Annotated in this window: 18 protein-coding genes; 10 read left to right on the top strand and 8 right to left on the bottom strand. The window is 69.2% G+C overall.

Features of this window, described 5'->3' with window-relative positions:
• The first annotated feature begins 19 nt into the window (after nt 1-19).
• Nucleotides 20-1,243: an acetyl-CoA C-acetyltransferase gene (locus tag A6035_RS10160; protein WP_235026623.1), complete on the top strand. Its 1,224-nt coding sequence runs from the start codon at nt 20-22 to the stop codon at nt 1,241-1,243.
• A gap of 221 nt (nt 1,244-1,464) precedes the next feature.
• Nucleotides 1,465-2,820 carry an RNA 5'-3' helicase PhoH2 gene (gene phoH2 / locus A6035_RS10155; RefSeq protein ID WP_108847686.1) on the top strand — a complete coding sequence of 452 codons (1,356 nt, stop codon included), beginning with the start codon at nt 1,465-1,467 and terminating at the stop codon, nt 2,818-2,820.
• Nucleotides 2,821-2,931: 111 nt separating this feature from the next.
• On the opposite strand, the gene A6035_RS10150 is transcribed toward phoH2, so the two are convergent.
• Nucleotides 2,932-4,335 carry a class II fumarate hydratase gene (locus A6035_RS10150; RefSeq protein ID WP_108847685.1) on the bottom strand — a complete coding sequence of 468 codons (1,404 nt, stop codon included), beginning with the start codon at nt 4,333-4,335 and terminating at the stop codon, nt 2,932-2,934.
• A 70-nt stretch (nt 4,336-4,405) separates the two neighbouring features.
• Complete coding sequence (gene glpX, locus A6035_RS10145) at nt 4,406-5,416, bottom strand: class II fructose-bisphosphatase (RefSeq protein WP_108847684.1); 1,011 nt, start codon at nt 5,414-5,416, stop codon at nt 4,406-4,408.
• A 145-nt stretch (nt 5,417-5,561) separates the two neighbouring features.
• Here glpX and A6035_RS10140 point away from each other — a divergent pair, with 145 nt between their 5' ends.
• Entirely contained in the window at nt 5,562-6,122 is a 561-nt protein-coding gene (locus A6035_RS10140) for a DUF4245 domain-containing protein (protein WP_108847683.1), read from the top strand.
• Nucleotides 6,123-6,169: 47 nt separating this feature from the next.
• On the opposite strand, the gene A6035_RS10135 is transcribed toward A6035_RS10140, so the two are convergent.
• Genes A6035_RS10135 through A6035_RS10125 form a run of 3 tightly spaced genes read right to left on the bottom strand, consistent with a single transcriptional unit; the run spans nt 6,170 to nt 8,108 of the window.
• Nucleotides 6,170-6,403: an exodeoxyribonuclease VII small subunit gene (locus A6035_RS10135; RefSeq protein ID WP_007631335.1), complete on the bottom strand. Its 234-nt coding sequence runs from the start codon at nt 6,401-6,403 to the stop codon at nt 6,170-6,172.
• Complete coding sequence (gene xseA, locus A6035_RS10130) at nt 6,403-7,722, bottom strand: exodeoxyribonuclease VII large subunit (RefSeq protein ID WP_108847682.1); 1,320 nt, start codon at nt 7,720-7,722, stop codon at nt 6,403-6,405. Before xseA ends, A6035_RS10135 begins: the two co-directional genes overlap by 1 nt.
• Nucleotides 7,719-8,108: a hypothetical protein gene (locus tag A6035_RS10125; protein ID WP_108847681.1), complete on the bottom strand. Its 390-nt coding sequence runs from the start codon at nt 8,106-8,108 to the stop codon at nt 7,719-7,721. The genes xseA and A6035_RS10125 overlap by 4 nt, the downstream gene beginning before the upstream one ends.
• 73 nt (nt 8,109-8,181) lie before the next feature.
• Here A6035_RS10125 and A6035_RS10120 point away from each other — a divergent pair, with 73 nt between their 5' ends.
• Nucleotides 8,182-9,162, top strand: coding sequence for a 4-hydroxy-3-methylbut-2-enyl diphosphate reductase (locus A6035_RS10120; RefSeq protein ID WP_108847680.1), 981 nt, complete (start codon nt 8,182-8,184; stop codon nt 9,160-9,162).
• 58 nt (nt 9,163-9,220) lie between these two features.
• On the opposite strand, the gene A6035_RS10115 is transcribed toward A6035_RS10120, so the two are convergent.
• Together A6035_RS10115 and A6035_RS10110 are read right to left on the bottom strand one after the other, a co-directional pair.
• A complete protein-coding gene (locus A6035_RS10115; RefSeq protein WP_244192407.1) occupies nt 9,221-9,706 on the bottom strand; it encodes a DUF6542 domain-containing protein in 486 nt (161 codons plus the stop codon).
• Nucleotides 9,707-9,717: 11 nt separating this feature from the next.
• Nucleotides 9,718-11,253 carry an AI-2E family transporter gene (locus A6035_RS10110; protein ID WP_108847678.1) on the bottom strand — a complete coding sequence of 512 codons (1,536 nt, stop codon included), beginning with the start codon at nt 11,251-11,253 and terminating at the stop codon, nt 9,718-9,720.
• A 98-nt stretch (nt 11,254-11,351) separates the two neighbouring features.
• Here A6035_RS10110 and ychF point away from each other — a divergent pair, with 98 nt between their 5' ends.
• The 3 genes from ychF to A6035_RS10095 all read left to right on the top strand — a co-directional run bounded on the left by ychF (nt 11,352) and on the right by A6035_RS10095 (nt 14,393).
• Nucleotides 11,352-12,431: a redox-regulated ATPase YchF gene (gene ychF, locus A6035_RS10105; protein ID WP_108847677.1), complete on the top strand. Its 1,080-nt coding sequence runs from the start codon at nt 11,352-11,354 to the stop codon at nt 12,429-12,431.
• A 251-nt stretch (nt 12,432-12,682) separates the two neighbouring features.
• Nucleotides 12,683-13,432, top strand: coding sequence for an HNH endonuclease (locus A6035_RS10100; protein WP_108847676.1), 750 nt, complete (start codon nt 12,683-12,685; stop codon nt 13,430-13,432).
• A 145-nt stretch (nt 13,433-13,577) separates the two neighbouring features.
• Nucleotides 13,578-14,393 carry a ParB/RepB/Spo0J family partition protein gene (locus A6035_RS10095; protein WP_108847675.1) on the top strand — a complete coding sequence of 272 codons (816 nt, stop codon included), beginning with the start codon at nt 13,578-13,580 and terminating at the stop codon, nt 14,391-14,393.
• Nucleotides 14,394-14,951: 558 nt separating this feature from the next.
• On the opposite strand, the gene A6035_RS10090 is transcribed toward A6035_RS10095, so the two are convergent.
• On the bottom strand, nt 14,952-16,103 hold the full coding sequence (locus A6035_RS10090; protein ID WP_108847674.1) for a hypothetical protein: 1,152 nt from the start codon (nt 16,101-16,103) through the stop codon (nt 14,952-14,954).
• 542 nt (nt 16,104-16,645) lie between these two features.
• On the opposite strand from A6035_RS10090, the gene A6035_RS18230 reads away from it, so the two are divergent.
• Genes A6035_RS18230 through A6035_RS10085 form a run of 3 tightly spaced genes read left to right on the top strand, consistent with a single transcriptional unit; the run spans nt 16,646 to nt 17,666 of the window.
• Nucleotides 16,646-16,930 (top strand): hypothetical protein, encoded by a 285-nt coding sequence (locus A6035_RS18230; RefSeq protein ID WP_159149636.1) that lies wholly within the window; start codon nt 16,646-16,648, stop codon nt 16,928-16,930.
• Nucleotides 16,927-17,259 carry a hypothetical protein gene (locus A6035_RS18225; protein ID WP_159149637.1) on the top strand — a complete coding sequence of 111 codons (333 nt, stop codon included), beginning with the start codon at nt 16,927-16,929 and terminating at the stop codon, nt 17,257-17,259. The genes A6035_RS18230 and A6035_RS18225 overlap by 4 nt, the downstream gene beginning before the upstream one ends.
• Nucleotides 17,256-17,666 carry a hypothetical protein gene (locus A6035_RS10085; protein ID WP_108847673.1) on the top strand — a complete coding sequence of 137 codons (411 nt, stop codon included), beginning with the start codon at nt 17,256-17,258 and terminating at the stop codon, nt 17,664-17,666. The genes A6035_RS18225 and A6035_RS10085 overlap by 4 nt, the downstream gene beginning before the upstream one ends.
• Nucleotides 17,667-17,770 lie beyond the last annotated feature (104 nt).

Genomic DNA, 17,770 nt, shown 5'->3' with positions numbered 1-17,770 from the left:
CCCACGGATGACCGAGGCCCTGGCCGACGTCGTGATCTGCGAGCCGGTACGCACGGCGGTCGGGCGCAGGCACGGCGTGTTCGCGCCACTTCAAGCCGCCGACCTGGCCGCGGCCGCGATCACGGGTCTGCTGGAGCGCACGGAACTCGGCGCGGCCGACGTCGACGACGTGATCCTCGGGCAGTGCTACCCCAGCGGCGAGGCCCCCGCGATCGGCCGGGTCGCCGCACTCGACGCCGGCCTCGACATCAGCACGCCGGGGATCCAGATCGACCGCCGCTGCGGTTCGGGCCTGCAGGCCGTGTTGAACGCGGCGATGCAGGTCGCCGTCGGGGTCAGCGACGTGGTCATCGCCGGTGGTGCCGAGTCGATGTCGAACAGCGAGTTCTACTCGCTCGGACTGCGCGGGGGCGTCCGCGGCGACCGGGTCGAGTTCATCGACCGCATCGCCCGCGGCCGCGTGACCTCCGGTGGCCGCGATTACCCCGTCCCCGGCGGGATGTTGGAGACCGCCGAGAACCTCCGCGCCGAGTACGCGATCTCCCGGGAGGAGCAGGACGAGCTGGCCGCCGAGAGTCAACGCCGTGCGATCGCGGCGCAGGATGCAGGGGTCTTCGACGAGGAGATCGTGCCGGTGCGGGTCCCCCGGGGGAAGGAGGACCTCGTCGTCGTCGACACCGACGAGCACCCCCGGCGAGGCGTCACGGCCGAGTCCCTCGCCGCGCTACGGCCCGTCCGGTCGCGCGTCGATCACGAGGCGACGGTGACGGCCGGCAACGCCTCGGGGGAGAACGACGGCGCCTCGGTGTGCGTGGTCACGACCCGGCGGCGCGCGGAAGACCTGGGCCTACGCGCGTTCGTCCGGCCGCTGGGCTGGGCGGTCTCCGGCGTGCACCCCGCGCGGATGGGGATCGGCCCGGTGCCGGCCACGGCCGAGCTGCTCGGAAAGCTCGACCTGAGCCTCGCGGACTTCGACCTCATCGAGCTGAACGAGGCGTTCGCCGCCCAGGTGCTCGCGTGCCTGAGGGAGTGGGAGGCCGACCACGGCTTCACCGCCGCTGACAGGGAGAGGCTCAACGTCCACGGCTCGGGGATCTCGCTGGGACACCCCGTCGGGGCGACAGGCACCCGCATCCTCACCACCCTGGCGCGGGAACTCGCCCGGCGAGACGGACAGCTGGCGCTGGAGACGATGTGTCTCGGAGGGGGCCAGGGCCTCGCGGCGGCGTTCGAACGGGTGTGAGGGCCGCGGAGAATTCACGTCGACTTAACTACAGCGATGTGATTCTCGGCGTAGCGTCGGGGCCAACGGTCGGTGGGGAAGCCGACCGTCGGGAGGTCCCAGCCGATGATCGTTACAGGCGATCGGGAGGGGGCCGGCACCCGGCCCTGTCGTCTCCGGACGACCTGGGCCGACCGGTCCATCCCGACACGACCGCGGGTGCCGCGGTCCAGGAGCGCGCCGTGACCGACACCGTCCGTACCTACGTCCTCGACACCTCGGTTCTGCTGTCCGATCCGTGGGCCGTCACCCGCTTCGCCGAGAACCGGGTGGTCCTGCCCATCGCGGTGATCGGGGAGCTCGAGGCCAAGCGCCACCACCCCGAGCTGGGCTACTTCGCCCGCGAGGCACTGCGGCTGCTCGAGGACCTGCGCCTGCGCCACGGCCGCCTCGACGGCGACCTGCCCGTCACCGACACCGGCGGCACCCTGCGGGTCGAGCTCAACCACACCGACCAGTCGGTCCTGCCCGCCGGGTTCCGCGACACCGGCAACGACTCCCGGATCCTCGCCTGCGCACTCAACCTGCGGGCCGAGGGCGACGACACCGTCCTGGTCTCCAAGGACGTCCCGCTCCGCGTCAAGGCGGGCTCGGTGGGACTGCCCGCGGACGAGTACCACGCGCAGGACGTCGTCCTCACCGGCTACAGCGGCGTCGCGGACCTGCCCGCCACGCAGGAGCTCGTCGACACCCTGTTCTCGACCGGCGGCGTCTCACCGCTCGCCGCCCGCGCGGTCGGCCTCGACGCCGCGACGCCCGTGCACTGCGGGGTGCGGGTGCAGACCGACTCGTCCTCGGCGTTGGCACGCGTCACCGACGACGGCGGGCTCAGGCTGGTCCGCGGCGACGTCGAGGTCTTCGGCCTGCGGGGCCGCTCGGCCGAGCAGCGAATCGCGATCGACTGCCTGCTCGACGAGTCGATCGGCATCGTCTCGCTCGGTGGTCGCGCCGGCACCGGCAAGTCCGCCCTCGCCCTGTGCGCCGGGCTCGAATCAGTGCTCGAGCGGCGTCGACATCGCAAGATCGTCGTCTTCCGGCCCCTGTACGCCGTCGGCGGTCAGGAACTGGGCTACCTGCCGGGCAGCGAGTCGGAGAAGATGTCGCCCTGGTCGCAGGCGGTGTTCGACACCCTCGAGGGACTGGTCAGCGAGAACGTGATCGACGAGGTGATGGATCGCGACATCCTCGAGGTGCTGCCACTGACCCACATCCGTGGCCGCAGCCTCCACGACTCCTTCGTGATCGTCGACGAGGCGCAGTCGCTCGAGCGCAACGTCCTGCTCACCGTGCTGTCCCGACTGGGCACCGGATCGCGGGTCGTGCTCACCCATGACGTGGCGCAGCGCGACAACCTCCGGGTCGGTCGGCACGACGGGATCCAGGCGGTGGTGGAGAAGCTCAAGGGCCACCCGCTGTTCGCCCACATCACCCTCAGCAGGTCCGAGCGCTCGGCCATCGCCGAGCTCGTCACCACGATGCTCGAGGAGTTCCACCCCGGCGCCGCGGCCGGCGAGCTCCGCCGGATCCGGGCCGCCTGAGGCGGGGCGGGGCGTCCGAGCCGCGGCGCAGGGCCGGGCGCGGCGGAAATAGGGGCAGGGCCCGGGCGGTCGCCCGGGCCCTTCCCCTTTGAGCGGTGGGACCGCGGCGGGTCAGCGCTCGCGGTCGAGGCCGGTCATACCGAGGACGTCGAGACGACGGTCGAGCTCCTCCTCGGACAGCGGGTCGGGGACGAAGCCCAGCGCGATGACCGCCTCGCGGATGGTCAGCCCCTCGGCGAGGGCGTGCTTGGCGACACGGGCCGCCTCCTCGTAGCCGATCGCCGAGTTCAGCGGCGTGACGATCGAGGGGGACGACTCGGCCAGACGGCGCATGCGGTCGACGTCCGGCTCGATCCCGTCGATGCAGCGCTCGGCGAACAGCGTGGACGAGTTCGCGAGGATCCGGACCGACTCCAGCACGTTGCGCGCCATCACGGGGATGGCGGTGTTCAACTCGAAGGCGCCGCTCGCGCCGGCCCACGCGACCGCCGCGTCGTTGCCGACGACCTGGGCGGCGACCTGCGCGACCGTCTCGCACAGCACCGGGTTGACCTTGCCGGGCATGATCGACGACCCCGGCTGCAGGTCCGGCAGATGCACCTCGGAGAGCCCGGTCATGGGGCCCGACCCCATCCAGCGGATGTCGTTGGCAATCTTGGTCAGCGAGACCGCGACCGCGCGCAGCGCACCCGACAGCTCGACCAGCCCGTCGCGGGCGGCCTGGGCCTCGAACGGGTCCGCGGCCAGGCGGAGCTCCTCGATCCCGGTGAGGGAACGCAGCTCCTCGACGACGGCGGAGCCGAACCCGTCCGGGGCGTTGAGCCCGGTGCCCGCGGCGGTGCCGCCGATCGGCAGCTCGCCCACGCGGGGCAGGGTGCCGCAGACGCGCTCGATGCCGGCTCGGATCTGGCGTGCATAGCCGCCGAACTCCTGACCGAGCGTGACGGGGACGGCGTCCATGAGGTGCGTGCGGCCGGGCTTGACCACATCCCGCCACTGCTCGGCCTTCGCCTCGAACGACTCCGCGAGCACGCCGAGGGCCGGCACGAGGTCGGCGATCACGACCTCCGTCGCGGCGACGTGCGTGGCCGTGGGGAACGTGTCATTGGACGACTGCGACATGTTCACGTCGTCGTTCGGGTGGACCGTGACGCCCTCGGCCGCGCAGAGCGAGGCGATGACCTCGTTGGTGTTCATGTTCGAGCTCGTGCCCGACCCCGTCTGGAACACGTCGACGGGGAAGTGCCCGTCGACCTCGCCCTCGGCGATACGGCCGGCGGCCGCGACGATCGCGTTCACCTTCTCCCGATCGAGCAGCCCGAGCCGCCCGTTGACGGTCGCGCAGGCGGACTTGAGCAACCCGAGGGCGCGGATCTGCGCCCGCTCGAGGCCGCGACCCGAGACGGGGAAGTTCTCCACGGCGCGCTGGGTCTGGGCCCGCCAGAGGGCGTCGACCGGGACCCGGACCTCGCCCATCGTGTCGTGTTCGATACGGAATTCAGTCTGATCGGCCATGGGGCCAGACTAGGCGCGCCCGCCGGGCCGTGCAGGAACTACGGCGCGGGCCCGGCGGGCGCGGGTGCCGTCAGCGGGCGTCGGCGGCCTGGCCGTAGTCGACGGCCGAGAACTCGCGGAGCTTCTCCATCTTGTGGCGGCCCTCGACGTGGCGGACCGTGCCGGACTTGGACCGCATGACCAGGGACCGGGTGATGGCGCCGTTGGCGCGGTAGCTCACGCCGCGGACCATGTCGCCGTTGGTGATGCCGGTGGCGGCGAAGAAGCAGTTGTCGCCCTTGACGAGGTCGTCGGTGCCGAGGATGGCGTCGACGTCCAGGCCGGCGTCGACGGCCTTCTGACGCTCCGCGTCGTCCTGCGGCCACAGCTGGCCCTGGATCTCGCCACCCATGCACTTCATGGCGCACGCGGTGATGATGCCCTCCGGCGTCCCGCCGATACCCATGAGCATGTCCACCGAGCTGTCGTCGGAGGCCGCCGCCACGCCGCCCGCGACGTCGCCGTCCATGATGAGCCGAACCTTGGCGCCGGCGGCACGGATCTCGGAGATGAGCTCGGCGTGACGAGGCCGGTCGAGCACGCACACCGTCATGTCGCCGACGTCGATGTTCTTGGCCTCGGCCACCGACCGGATGTTCCACTCGGTGGACTTGGACAGGTCGATCCGGCCGACGGCGTCCGGGCCGACCGCGATCTTGCGCATGTAGAACACCGCCGACGGGTCGAACATCGCCCCGCGCTCGGCCACCGCGATCACGGCGATCGAGTTGGGGCGACCCTCCGCCATGAGGCGGGTGCCGTCGATCGGGTCCACGGCCACGTCGACCGCCGGCCCGTCACCGGTACCGACCCTCTCGCCGTTGTAGAGCATGGGCGCCTCGTCCTTCTCGCCCTCACCGATCACCACGGTGCCGTCCATGTCGACGGTCGAGATGAGCTCGCGCATGGCGTCGACCGCGGCACCGTCGCCACCGTTCTTGTCGCCCCGGCCCACCCAGCGCCCGGCGGCGAGAGCGGCGGCCTCGGTCACACGGACCAGCTCCATGGCGAGGTTACGATCGGGGCGCTTGGCGTCTGACATAGGTGGTCTGGCTCCTCGGGGGCGGGCGCGGGCGCGACGAGGTCACGCGCGCGCGGCGGGTTGTCGGCGCTCATTGTTCCACCTCCGCGACCGGGCCGGGGGCCACGCGCCGGAGTCGCCCCGGGTGGGTGGGATACTCACAGGCGTGGCCGAGGCGAAACCGAGAATCCTGCAGGGCAACCGCGACATGTTCTGGTCGGTGGTGGTGCTCATGGTCATCTGCGGACTCTTCGCCGGTGTCGCCGGACTGTGCACCTTCAGCCCGTCCGGCCCGGAGCAGGGGCAGATCCCGCAGTTCGACGCCGACGCGTCCCTGCGCCAGGATGCCCGCAGTCTGGAGTACCCGATCCGTTCGCCCGAGGTCCCCGCGGACTGGACCGCCAACTCCGGCCGCGTCCAGGGCTTCGCCGGCACCACGTCCAGCCACGTCGGCTGGGTGACCGGCGAACGCAGCTACGTCGAGCTCGTCCAGTCCGACGCCCCGGAGGACGCGTTCCGCTCACTGAACGGCGGCCCGCGGCCCGAGCGCACCATGGTGCCGATCGCCGGGCGCGAGTGGACCGTCCTCACCGGCGACGACGTGCGCCCCGTGTGGGTGCTGGACCTCGACGACGTCCGCGTGGCCGTGACCGGCTCGGCGCCCACTGATCAGTTCGAGACGCTCGCCGCCGCCGTCCAGGACGCGGAGCCGCTCCCCACGCAGTGATCGCCCGCGCGGGGAGGTGAGCCCTCCCGCGTGACCGGGCGGCGGGCTCAGCCCCGGGCGGTGCCGCCCTCGTCGTCGTCGCCCAGGACCGCGTCGATGCGCGCACGGGCGCCGTCGAGATGCTCGGTGCACCGCGCGGCGAGTTCCTCGCCCCGCTCCCACAGGGCGAGGGAGGCGTCCAGATCCTGACCGCCGGCCTCGAGGATGCGGACCACCTCGATGAGCTCGTCGCGGGCCTGCTCGTAGCCCAGTTCGGAGACGGGGGTCTGCTCGTCGGACATCAGGACTGCTCCTCGGGGGTGTCGGTCTCGGGTGTGTCGGTGGCGGTCGGCGCGGGGGCGGTGGTGCGGCCGGCGGCGGGCGTCGACCCGAGCACCGCCGCGGAGAGGGCGCCGTCGGAGACGCGGATGCGCAGCTGGGAGCCGGGCGGGGCGTCGGCGATCGACGACACCACCCGACCGTCGTGCACCCCGGCCACCGACTGGACCACCGCGTAGCCGCGGGCGAGGGTGGCCGCCGGGCCGAGGGTGGTCAGGCGCGCCGACAGGTGGCTGAGCGACGTGGACTCCGAGTCGATGATGCGGGTGATGTCCCGCCGCGCCGCCCGCAGCGCCTCGGCGACGACCTCCGCGCGCGAGTCGACGATCCCGTGGGGGTTCGCCATGCACGGCCGGGACCGCACCGCGGCGAGCTGGTTGCGCTCGCGCTCCACCCAGCCGCGCAGGGCCCGGGCGGTGCGGGCGCGCGCCTCGGCGATACGGCGCCGCTCCTCGACCACGTCGGGGACGACGCGCTTGGCGGCGTCGGTGGGGGTGGCGGCGCGCAGGTCGGCGACGAGGTCCGACAGGGGGGAGTCGGGCTCGTGTCCGATCGCCGAGACGACCGGCGTGCGGCACCGCGAGATCGCGCGGATCAACGCCTCGTCGGAGAAGGGGAGGAGGTCCTCGACAGAGCCGCCGCCGCGGGCGAGGATGATGACGTCGACGACGGGGTCCGCGTCCAGCTCGGCCAGCGCGTCGAGGATCTGGGGCACGGCCGACACGCCCTGCACGGCGGTGTTGCGCACGGCGAAGCGCACGTCCGGCCAGCGACCACGAGCCACCTCGACCACGTCGCGCTCGGCGGCGCTCGCCCGGCCCGTGATCAGACCCACGCACGTCGGCAGGAACGGCGGCGGCCTCTTGAGGCGGGGATCGAACAGGCCCTCGGCCGCCAGCGCCTGCTTGAGTCGCTCGATGCGCGCCAGCAGCTCGCCCACGCCGACCGGGCGGATCTCCGAGACCTGAAGCGAGAACGAGCCGCGGCCCGTGTAGAAGCGCGGCGTGCCGCGGACCACGACCCGGCTGCCCTCCGTGACCGGGACGGGTGACTCGGAGATCAGCCGGGGCGGGCACGTCAGCGTCAGCGAGTTGTCGACGGACGGGTCACGCAGCGTGAGGAAGGCCGTGCGGGTGCCCGGTCGCAGACTCAGCTGGGTGATCTGACCCTCGACCCACACCGCGCCCAGGCGGTGGATCCACGCGGCGATCTGGTCCGAGACGACCCGGACCGGCCACGGCGACTCGGGGCTGCTCGGGGTGCCGGGGGAGGAGGCGCTCACTCGTCGCGGGGGGTGACGCGCCCCGTCGGCACGTCCGGATGGTCACCGTCATCACCACCGTCGCGGGGCGCCCGCGACGAGCCGTACACCCGGTAGGACACGTCGAGGACCTCCTCGGTCTCGTCCTCGTCGAACGTCGCCCACTCCGGCTGATCCGACCGGGCGGGAAAGACCGAGGCGAGCACCCTGTCGCCCTTGACGGCCAGGTCGGTGAGGGTCTGCCCCGCGTGCAGGTACGACTGCACCAGGCCGCCGGCGACCCGGACGGGCACGCCGGGCAGCGTGGACACCGCCTCGATCGCGCGGCCGGGCAGGGCCACGACGCGCTCGGCCGCGGTGGCGGCCAGACCGATCGAGGCACGGGTGAGGAACAGTGGTCGGAGCATGCGGACCTCTCTGCCGGGGGGCGTGGAGGGAGGCGTAATGGTCGAAATCCAGTATGAACCGTACCCTGGGGACATGACCGAGCAGACCGACATGATCGCCGAACCGGCAACCAAGCGGGTACTACTCGCGGAACCGCGCGGCTACTGTGCCGGCGTCGACCGAGCCGTCGAGACGGTCGAGAAAGCCCTGGAGAAGCACGGGGCGCCGCTGTACGTCCGCAAGGAGATCGTCCACAACAAGCACGTCGTGGAGTCCTTCACCGACCAGGGCGTGATCTTCGTCGACGAGACCGACGAGGTGCCGCACGGCGCGAACCTCGTGTTCTCCGCCCACGGCGTCTCTCCGGCCGTCCGGGAGAGCGCCCTCAACCTGCAGCTCAACACCTTCGACGCCACCTGCCCGCTCGTGACCAAGGTGCACACCGAGGTCAAGCGCTTCGCCCGAGAGGGCTACCAGATCCTGCTGGTCGGCCACGAGGGCCACGAGGAGGTCGAGGGCACCGCCGGCGAGGCGCCCGACGTGGTGACCCTCGTGGACGGGCCCGAGTCCGTCGACGCCCTCGACATCCCGGTCGACACCGAGAAGCTCATCTGGCTCTCCCAGACCACACTGAGCGTCGACGAGACCATGGAGACGGTGCGTCGACTCAAGCAGAAGTACCCCACGCTGGTCGATCCGCCGTCGGACGACATCTGCTACGCCACCCAGAACCGCCAGACCGCGGTCAAGGCGATGGCGCCCCAGTGCGACCTGGTGATCGTCGTGGGCTCGCAGAACTCGTCCAACTCGGTCCGGCTGGTCGAGGTGGCGCTGCAGGCCGGCGCCCGCGACGCGCACCTCGTGGACTACGCCAAGGAGGTCGACACCTCCTGGTTCGACGGCGTGACCACCGTCGGCGTGACCTCGGGCGCCTCCGTCCCCGAGGTCCTCGTGCGGGGCGTGCTGGACCTGCTCGCCGACCACGGTTACAGCGACGTCTCGCCCGTGCGGACCGCGCAGGAGACCATCACCTTCGCGCTGCCCCGCTCGCTGCGCAGCACCCAGAAGGCCTGACCCGACCGCCCGCTTCGGAGCGGGCGGGACGGCACTCACCGCCCCGGTACGCCCCGCCTCAGCGGCGGGCGTGTGCCGGGGCGGTGCGCTGGATGTAGGGGGCCGCCGGCCGCGTGGACCGGGGCTCCAGCACGAACGCCCGGATCAGCGCGATCGCGACGACGACGACGGTCGTGGCGATCATCAGGGGGAACCGGGTGGCCAACGGCAGGGCGACCGAGACGATCTGTGTCCGCGAGAACACGTCCGCGCCCGCCCCGGAGATGACGTAGACCAGCGGCACCAGCAGCGTCATGATGATCGGCGGCTGGACCCCGGCGACGAACAGCGAGCGCCGCGAGATCGCGAGCACCGACACCACGCACCCGAGGACGAACGCGACGGTGAACCCGGCGCCGAGCTCGCCCGAGACCGAGTCGATGGCCACGCCGGTCAGCGAGATGGCCACCGCCAGCAGGACCGCGGTCCAGGCGGGCAGCCCGCGCATCGAGGAGACCACGGACCTCTCGTCCGCGGGCACCCGGCCACTCCTGCGTCTACTCACGGGAGAAGACTCTAACCGCCCAGCCGACGGGCGAGGAAACGACCGAATCGACGCAGCGGATTGGGCTTGGCCGCCTCCTCCTCCTGCGGGGAGGGCCGGTCGCCGGTGACCGCCTTGGGGTCGACGAAGCCGGGTTCGGGTGGGAGCTGATCCGACAACGGCGGAACGGCGCTGCTGACGTCACCGCCCACCTCGTCGTCGTCACCCGTCACGGCGACCCCCGCACCACCCGGCGCCGACGCGGCGGCGGCCGCCGTGCGCGCTCCGGACGTCCCCGGTCCCGGCGGGGCGATGTCCGGTCGTTCGTCGATCATCCCGGCCATGATCGCGTTGCTGCTCTTGCGGAGCGGAGCGAACCGCGAGCTGGACATCTCCCCGAGCCAGGCCGTCAGGCGGCCCTCGTCGGTCGCGGAGGCCAGATCGGAGGCGGTGACGTCGCCGGTGCGCAGATCGATCTGCTCGTTGATGTACCGGATGACCACGGCGACCACGGCGAGGATCGGCACGGCGAGGAACGCACCGATGATGCCGAAGAGCGTACTGCCCGCGGCCACACCCAGGAGGATGACGCCCGGGTGCAGGTTCATGGCGCGCGACTGCAGGATCGGCTGGAGCACGTTGCCCTCGAGCTGCTGCACCGCGATAATCACGACCAGGACGATGATCGCGGTGGTGAACCCGTTGGCCACGAGCGCGATGAGCACGGCGAGCGCGCCGGCGGTGAACGCACCGACGATGGGGATGAAGCCCGCGATGAACGTGATGACCGCCAGCGCCCACGCCAGCGGCACGCCCAGGATCACGAGCGCCAGGCCGATGAGCACCGCGTCGACGAACGACACGATCGCCTGGGCGCGGATGTACCCGCCCAGGGTGTTCCACGCCCGGGTGAGGACCTCGGTGAGGTGGCGGCCGGCGGTGCGGCCGGTGTTGCGGCGGACGAACGGCAGGAACCGCGGCCCGTCCTTGATGAAGAAGAACGTGAGCACCAACACCAGGACCAGGGTGACGACGAACGATCCCACCGCGCTGACGCCGGTGAACACGCCGGACGCGATCTGGTCGCCCCGGTCCTGCAGCGTCGAGCTGAGCTGGTCCAGCAAGCCGTCCAGCTGCTCGTCACGGATGTTGAGCGGCGGCCCCCGCAGCCAGTCCTGGACCTCGGTGATCGCCTCGGACGTCTGGTCGGCGAGCTGCACGCTCTGCTCCACGATCGACGGGGCGATCAGTGCGATGACGCCTGTCAGCAGCCCCAGGGAGCCGATGATCGACAGCAAGGCGGCCAGGGTCTTGGGCACCTTGTGCCGCACCATCCAGCCCGTCACGGGCCACAGCACCGTCGAGATGATCAGCGCCAACAGGATCGGCAGGATGCCCACCCACAGCGCGCCGCCGATCCGCGAGATGAGCCATCCCGCGACCAACAGGATGGCCAGGCGCAGGGCCCAGTCGGTGACCCATCGCCCACCCATGCCGATGAGTACGGATCGGTCGACGTGCTGTTCCTGATCCTCGACGGGGGGACGCGGCTTCGGCTCGTCGCTCATGGCAGTCATCTTGTCAGAGGCCGCGCCGGTGCGCTCCCTGACGCGGCCCGACGGCCGCGGGGTCGGGCTGCCGTCCGCGGTCCGTAGACTGTGGCCTCGTGAGCCTCACCCTCGGAATCGTCGGACTGCCCAACGTCGGTAAGTCGACCCTGTTCAACGCCCTGACGAACAACGACGCCCTCGCGGCGAACTACCCGTTCGCCACCATCGAGCCCAACATCGGCGTGGTCGACCTGCCCGATCCCCGCCTCAACCGACTCGCGGAGATCTTCGGCTCCGAGCGGATCCTGCCCGCCGTGGTGTCGTTCGTCGACATCGCCGGCATCGTCAAAGGCGCCAGCACCGGCGAGGGCATGGGCAACAAGTTCCTCGCCAACATCCGCGAGGCCGACGCCATCTGCCAGGTCGTGCGCGTCTTCGACGACCCCGACGTCATCCACGTCGACGGCAGGGTCGACCCGATGGCCGACATCGAGGTGATCGCGACCGAGTTGATCCTCGCCGACCTCGAGACCATCGAGAAGGCGCTGCCGCGGATCGAGAAGGACGCCCGCAAGGACAAGTCGCTGGTGGCCCAGCTCGAGGAGATCCGCAAGGCCCAGGCCGTGCTTGAGGACGGGCGCACCCTGTTCAAGGCCCAGGACGAGATCGACCGCGGCGTGCTGCGCGACCTGCACCTCATGACCGCCAAGCCCTTCCTCTACGTCTTCAACGCCGACGAGTCGGTGCTGACGAGCGACGAGCGCAAGGCCGAGCTCAGCGCCGCCGTCGCGCCCGCCGACGCCGTGTTCCTCGACGCCAAGGTCGAGGCCGAGCTCCAGGAGCTCGACGAGGAGGACTCCATGGAGCTGCTCGAGTCGATCGGCCAGACCGAGCCCGGCCTGGCCGCCCTCGCGCGCGCCGGCTTCCACACCCTCGGGCTGCAGACCTACCTCACCGCCGGACCCAAGGAGTCGCGCGCCTGGACGATCCGCAAGGGCGACACCGCCCCCAAGGCCGCCGGCGTCATTCACACCGACTTCGAGAAGGGCTTCATCAAGGCGGAGATCGTCTCGTTCGAGGACCTCGACGCGGCCGGCTCGATGGCCGCGGCCAAGGCGGCCGGCAAGGTGCGCATGGAGGGCAAGGACTACGTCATGGCCGACGGCGACGTGGTGGAGTTCCGCTTCAACGTCTAGGCCCGATTCTGCGACCTGCGAAGACAGGCTAACGACGCTCCAAAACCTGGCTTTGACCAGCCGGTTTCGGTTTCCTTTGAGTCGGTTCCGGTCCGGGGTCGGACGCCTCCGCATCGCCTCCGAACGGGACTAAGACGGGACTAAGCCCGCACGCGAGGAGGGGACCGACTCCGGGAAGAATCAACCCCGCGCCCGCCTCGCGAAGGCCCGAACCGGCGGGGATGTCGTAGCCACGGGCTAACGTCTGAGGCATGGTACGACCGCCGAATTGGACCTATGACGAAATTGCGATTGCTGCGGCTGTCGCCTACCGGGCTGGATGGAAGTATCTGGGTCCTGAAACAGTGGAGGTCCAGGAACTCTCGGCGGTCCTCAACGCCGCTGACATCCATCCGCTAGTGGTTCGGGGTGAGGACTTTCGGAACCCCAATGGGGTTGCCCGAAAGATGTCTGATGTAGCCACGCATCGGCCGGACTACACGGGAAAGCCGACGCGTGGTGGAAAGACTGATCGGCTTGTCCTAGAAGAGCTGCTGGCTGACCCTGAGATTTTTCTCCGGAAGGCGGACTCAATCCGAGCCTCACTTGAGGCGAGGGAGCCAGTGCACTCGGCTTTTCCGATGTCGGACGTGGTTGATGACGTTGACTTCGAACTTGAGGAAGCAAGCGAAGGGAGAGTCTTGCTTGCGAGGCACCTTCGCCGAGAGCGAGACCCGAAACTCCGTCGAGCCAAGATCGCGCACGTTCGCAAGGCGGGAAAGCCGCTGGCTTGTGATGTGTGTGAGTTTGACTTTGAGGCGACGTATGGCGAGCGAGGGCGCGACTACATAGAGGTCCACCACGTGAAGCCGCTCTCGGAATCTGGCGAGACGACGACCAAGCTCTCTGACTTGGCTCTTCTCTGCTCGAACTGCCACCGCATGGTTCATCGGACGCCTTGGACCACTCCGGCTGAGCTCCGAGGTGTCCGCATTGGGTCTATGCCGCAGCGCGAGATTTGACACGAGGAGCGACGTGAGATCTGAATCTAAAGTGGACTAAGCTTGCGCATCAGGTCCGACGTGAGTTAGTGTGTTGGTGCGCTACTCCCAAGAGCCGCTATCCAGGCACATTCCCCCCGGCGCACTTCACAACAGGAGATCGATCATGGCGAAGAGCTATGAGTACAAGCTGCCCGACCACAAGGTTGAGTACGGCGTCAAGGTGCCGACCGACGAACTCAAGATTGACCCCCAGGCGCAGCGCACGCTGAATGAGAAGCGGGCACAGAAGCTTGCTGACACGTTCATTCCGGAAGCGGTCGGCACGATCATCGTCTCCGAGCGCGAGTCGGGCGAGAAATACATTGTCGATGGGCAGCACCGTTGGCGGGCCAGCCAGCTTCTCGAGCGACAGCATGTGATCTGCGAGGTCCATAAGGGACTCACCCAGACCGAGGAAGCAATTCTTTTCCTCATCAAGAACCGCGAGTCAAGCCGTCCCTCCGCCATCGACGAGTATCACATCGGTCTCACTGGTGGAATTCCACTCTTCGTGGACACCGACAAGGTCGTCACGAAGCACAAGCTTTCGATGGGCAGCACCAGTGTCAATGCAATCGGGGCAGTGAATGGAGTGCTCCGGATCACTGATCGCTACGGTGCTGAGACCCTAGACCGAACTTTGGCTGTTGCGGAGGAAGCTTGGGGCAGGACTGCGGAGACGTGGGACGGGATGCTGCTGGGTGGTCTAGGAGAGTTCATTGGCCGGCACGGTGAACAAATCACCAGTGACGATGAGTTGGCAAAGAAGCTTGGAAAGCGCAATCCTGCCTGGAAGTGGAAGGCGGATGTCCATGCTCGAAGCACCAGCGGTGGAACTCAGCACTCAGGAACGGGTGGGCGAGTGATGACCTGTTACCACATGATTGTGGAGACCTGGAATAAGGGACGGCGTTCCGAAACTACAAAGATCGTGCTCTGAGCTGCAAAACCGAGCGTGCTGCCCGCACTGAATGGTGCTGGTAGCGCGCTCGGCTTTTCGCTGTTGTGGCTCGGACTTCGGACAACGCGAGTGCGGAAGCGAGCCGGGTCGGCCCCGGCGGGTGGCTCGTGAACCACGGTGGGGCCGTGCCGGACTCGCCGCCCGAACCAGGACAAGTCGACTGGTCTCGAGTCCGGAGTTCCGGCTTGGGGGCTGCTGTGACATATCGAACAGACCAGCCGCCCTTCGTCGCTCCCCGTAGCTGTAGCAGGCAGTGGCGAGGGTTGCGTGCTCCGGGGAGGCAGGCCCGGAGCGCTCGGCGCGGCAGGAGGAACAAGAGGCCGCCGCGCCGGGAGTCTGCGGGTAGTTAGCTCGTGCGCTTGCGGCGAGGCGCTGCGTTGAGCGTGGCAGAGGCCTCGCGGCCCCGGTAGGGCGCAACGCCCGGAGGAGCCAGCCCCGGCCCCCAGGAGAACTCGCCCGCGCCGGGTTCGAGCGTCCCGGCGGGAGCGCGCTGAGCCTCGGTCGATTGCTTGCGGAAGTCGCCGCCGAGCATCGCGGTCACCACTTCCGGTCCGACGGCGCGGTGTACGTCGCGTCGGGGGTGAGCTGCACGACGGCGGCCGCGCCTCGGCGTCGAACACCGACGCCGAACGACTGGGCGTAGAAGCTCTCCACTAGCGGGTACCGCTGCTGGTTGCCGGGAATGAGCCGCAAGCCTCGATAGGCGGGGTTGGGATGCTCCCGGAGTCCGACGACGTTGCGTTCGGAGTTGGGTCCGCCGCTGGCGACCATCGCCACGTACCCGGAGGGAACGAACATCGACTCGATCACGAGCGCATCCCCGTAGGACCCGATCACTGGCAGCCCGCCGTACTCGACCGGCGGGGCCGCGCCCTCTAGCCGCTCGGTCACGTACCTCGCTGGGGCGGTCCCGGAAGGCACGAAGTCGTACCGGGCGCGGGTGAGGTCGGCGGACTCGACGCCCACGCGGAATGAGGCGATGGTCTCGGACTCGCTCGGGTTCACCAGCAGCAGGAGGCGCTGCCCGGAGGCTGTGTGGCCCTTGAGCTTGACCATCCGAATGAGGCTCTCCACGTCGGAAGGGTCGATGGTCGCGGAGCCGGAAGTGAGGTAGTGGCTCGTGGCCGCCGGGTCCCACGACCGGCCCATAAAGTCCGGAATGTGGGTCCCGTCGGCGTTAAAGAGGCCGTAGACCGCGTTGCCCTCGGGGGACAGGTCCTGGGTCGGGTCGAACAGCCGCGCCAGGATCGAGGTCGTGACGAGACGGTTGCTCGCCTCCAGGATCCCGCGGTGGACCGAATCGACCTGTTCTTGCGTCATATCCCGCAACGCCCGCCAAGTGAGACGAGATGCGCGATCGTAGTCCTGGAAGGTGTAGCCGAGGCGGAGTTCATCGACCGGCACCCCGGCTGCCTTCGGCACGCCGAACTCTGACGCCAGTTCGAACCCCTCCGACAGAGCACCCTGCGGCACGGTGTCGAATGCCCGCGTGGTCGAGAACGACAGTAGCGACACGAGCGCGGACCGTTCGGCGTTGTACAGCTCCAGCGACTCGCGGTACTCGGCGTAGATCGCGTTGAGGCCTACGCCGTCGGCGGTGGAGTTGACGAGGACGTCGCCCTCGGTGACGTAGCCGCCGGGGGCGGTGCCGTCGCTGCCGGTCAGTTGGGGGTAGCGGTAGGTGTTCATAGGTGAGCCTCGAATCAAGATTGGGTAGCCGGGTCGGCTGCAGATTTCGTTGATCCGCCCTGTCTTGGCTGCCCCTGGCTGCGCGGTCGGCGGTAGTTCCTGCGGCGTCCCCGACGCCGACGGGGGGGACGATACGCCTGCGGCGGGAGGGGACGGGCGGTCCCGTTTCTCCAGGCCACAGCCCTAATCTAGAAGCGTCTCACGCGGCGACCGCGACCGGATCGAAGCCGTCGCGAGATCGGGTAGTATCGTTTAAGAAGGGTCGCTTCGGCGACCTTCATCCTAAGAAGAACCCGTCTGTGTAGCCGGTCGCCCGAGCGGACTGCACAGTGGCACGCGAATCGCGCAGTGGTAACCCGAGATAGGTAGTAGTGACTCGCCGTTAGCGGCGGGAGCGAAGTATCCGGACGCTGCGGGGCCTCTTCAGAGGCTTGGGACCACCAGACGTGAAGCCGGACGGGACATCCAATCCACAAACGTGGAGCGGTGTCCTAGTGCGGCTTTTTGCGTTTCTGGGTACTGCTCCAGGAGGAGCGTGAATCATGTCCCGACAGACGAAAGTCCCGCTAGCGCTCGCGGTAGCCGCTGGCGATGTTCCAGAAGAAGTGCGCCGTGACGTACCGACAATGCTGCGCCCCGAGGTAGTGACCTTCTGCGATGGGCTCGGCATCCCTGGCATCACTGAACGGTTCATCAAGCATCAAACCTGGGCCGGCAAGCTCGTCGCCCACCGAATTGGCAACTCAAACGTTTATTCGGAGAATGATGTGCTGGCCTGGGTTGCGTCGTTCCGAGTCGAGGGCGGTACGGGTGGTGACGCCGCATGAGCAACGACCGGATAAATCCTGATGAGCTGGCGCATGAGTACAGCGTGGGCATCGACCACCACTCGAAGCTGGGTGAACCGCTGACGTCTGCGCTCGCGGATCAACTCGCCGCTCCGAGCTATTCGCCGGGATTTCGCCGGATGGAATGGTTCGCGTGGTTCGCGGGTGTGGCCCGCGCGGGCGGGTTGGGTGCGCGTGTCTCTCCTCCTCCGGGAGAGTTCGTGCCCGACTGGAACGCCCGTGACTCGTTGGCGGTCCAAAGTCTGCTCGCGGAATCTGCTGAGGGGACCCGTCGCAGCCTTGCCTGCTGGTTCACCGTCCGTATGTGAAGGCTCGACTGACCGGCTTTGCCGATGGGGACGAGACGCTCGTGGAGGAGTACGGGCGCTCGGACACCGACATTCGCGACGAGATACACCACCTCGTCATCCCACACGGGATGAATTCCTTGAGGTTCGCCCGGTTGGTGGAGCGCGAGACCTGGCGACTGGCACGAGACCGAGGCTGCATCGTGGCGTGTGACCGGTGCGTATCGCCGGGGCCGTTCGAACACGTCGGGGGAGACCATCGGCGACCCGTCGTTCTCGACGCCCCGTTGTTCGTGGTGTCCGTGGGGATGGTCCATATCCCGGTCGTCCTGTGTAACCGGCACGCCGCCATTCTCCGCCACGAGGCCGACGAGGCGGGCGTGGAGCTCACCGAAGTCCCGCCGCTGAGCGAGCTGGACGACGAGTAGCCGCCGCTCCCTTCTGGCGAACTCCGCCACATCCCTCGTAAGACACGCGACCCCGCCGCCCATTGGTCCCGACTTGGCTGGCGGCGGGGTATCGCGCTGCCGAA

This window comes from Dietzia lutea, assembly GCF_003096075.1.
Lineage (GTDB): Bacteria > Actinomycetota > Actinomycetes > Mycobacteriales > Mycobacteriaceae > Dietzia > Dietzia lutea.
Note: the sequence above shows the minus strand (reverse complement) of the source record. Positions and strands in the feature narration are given on the sequence as shown.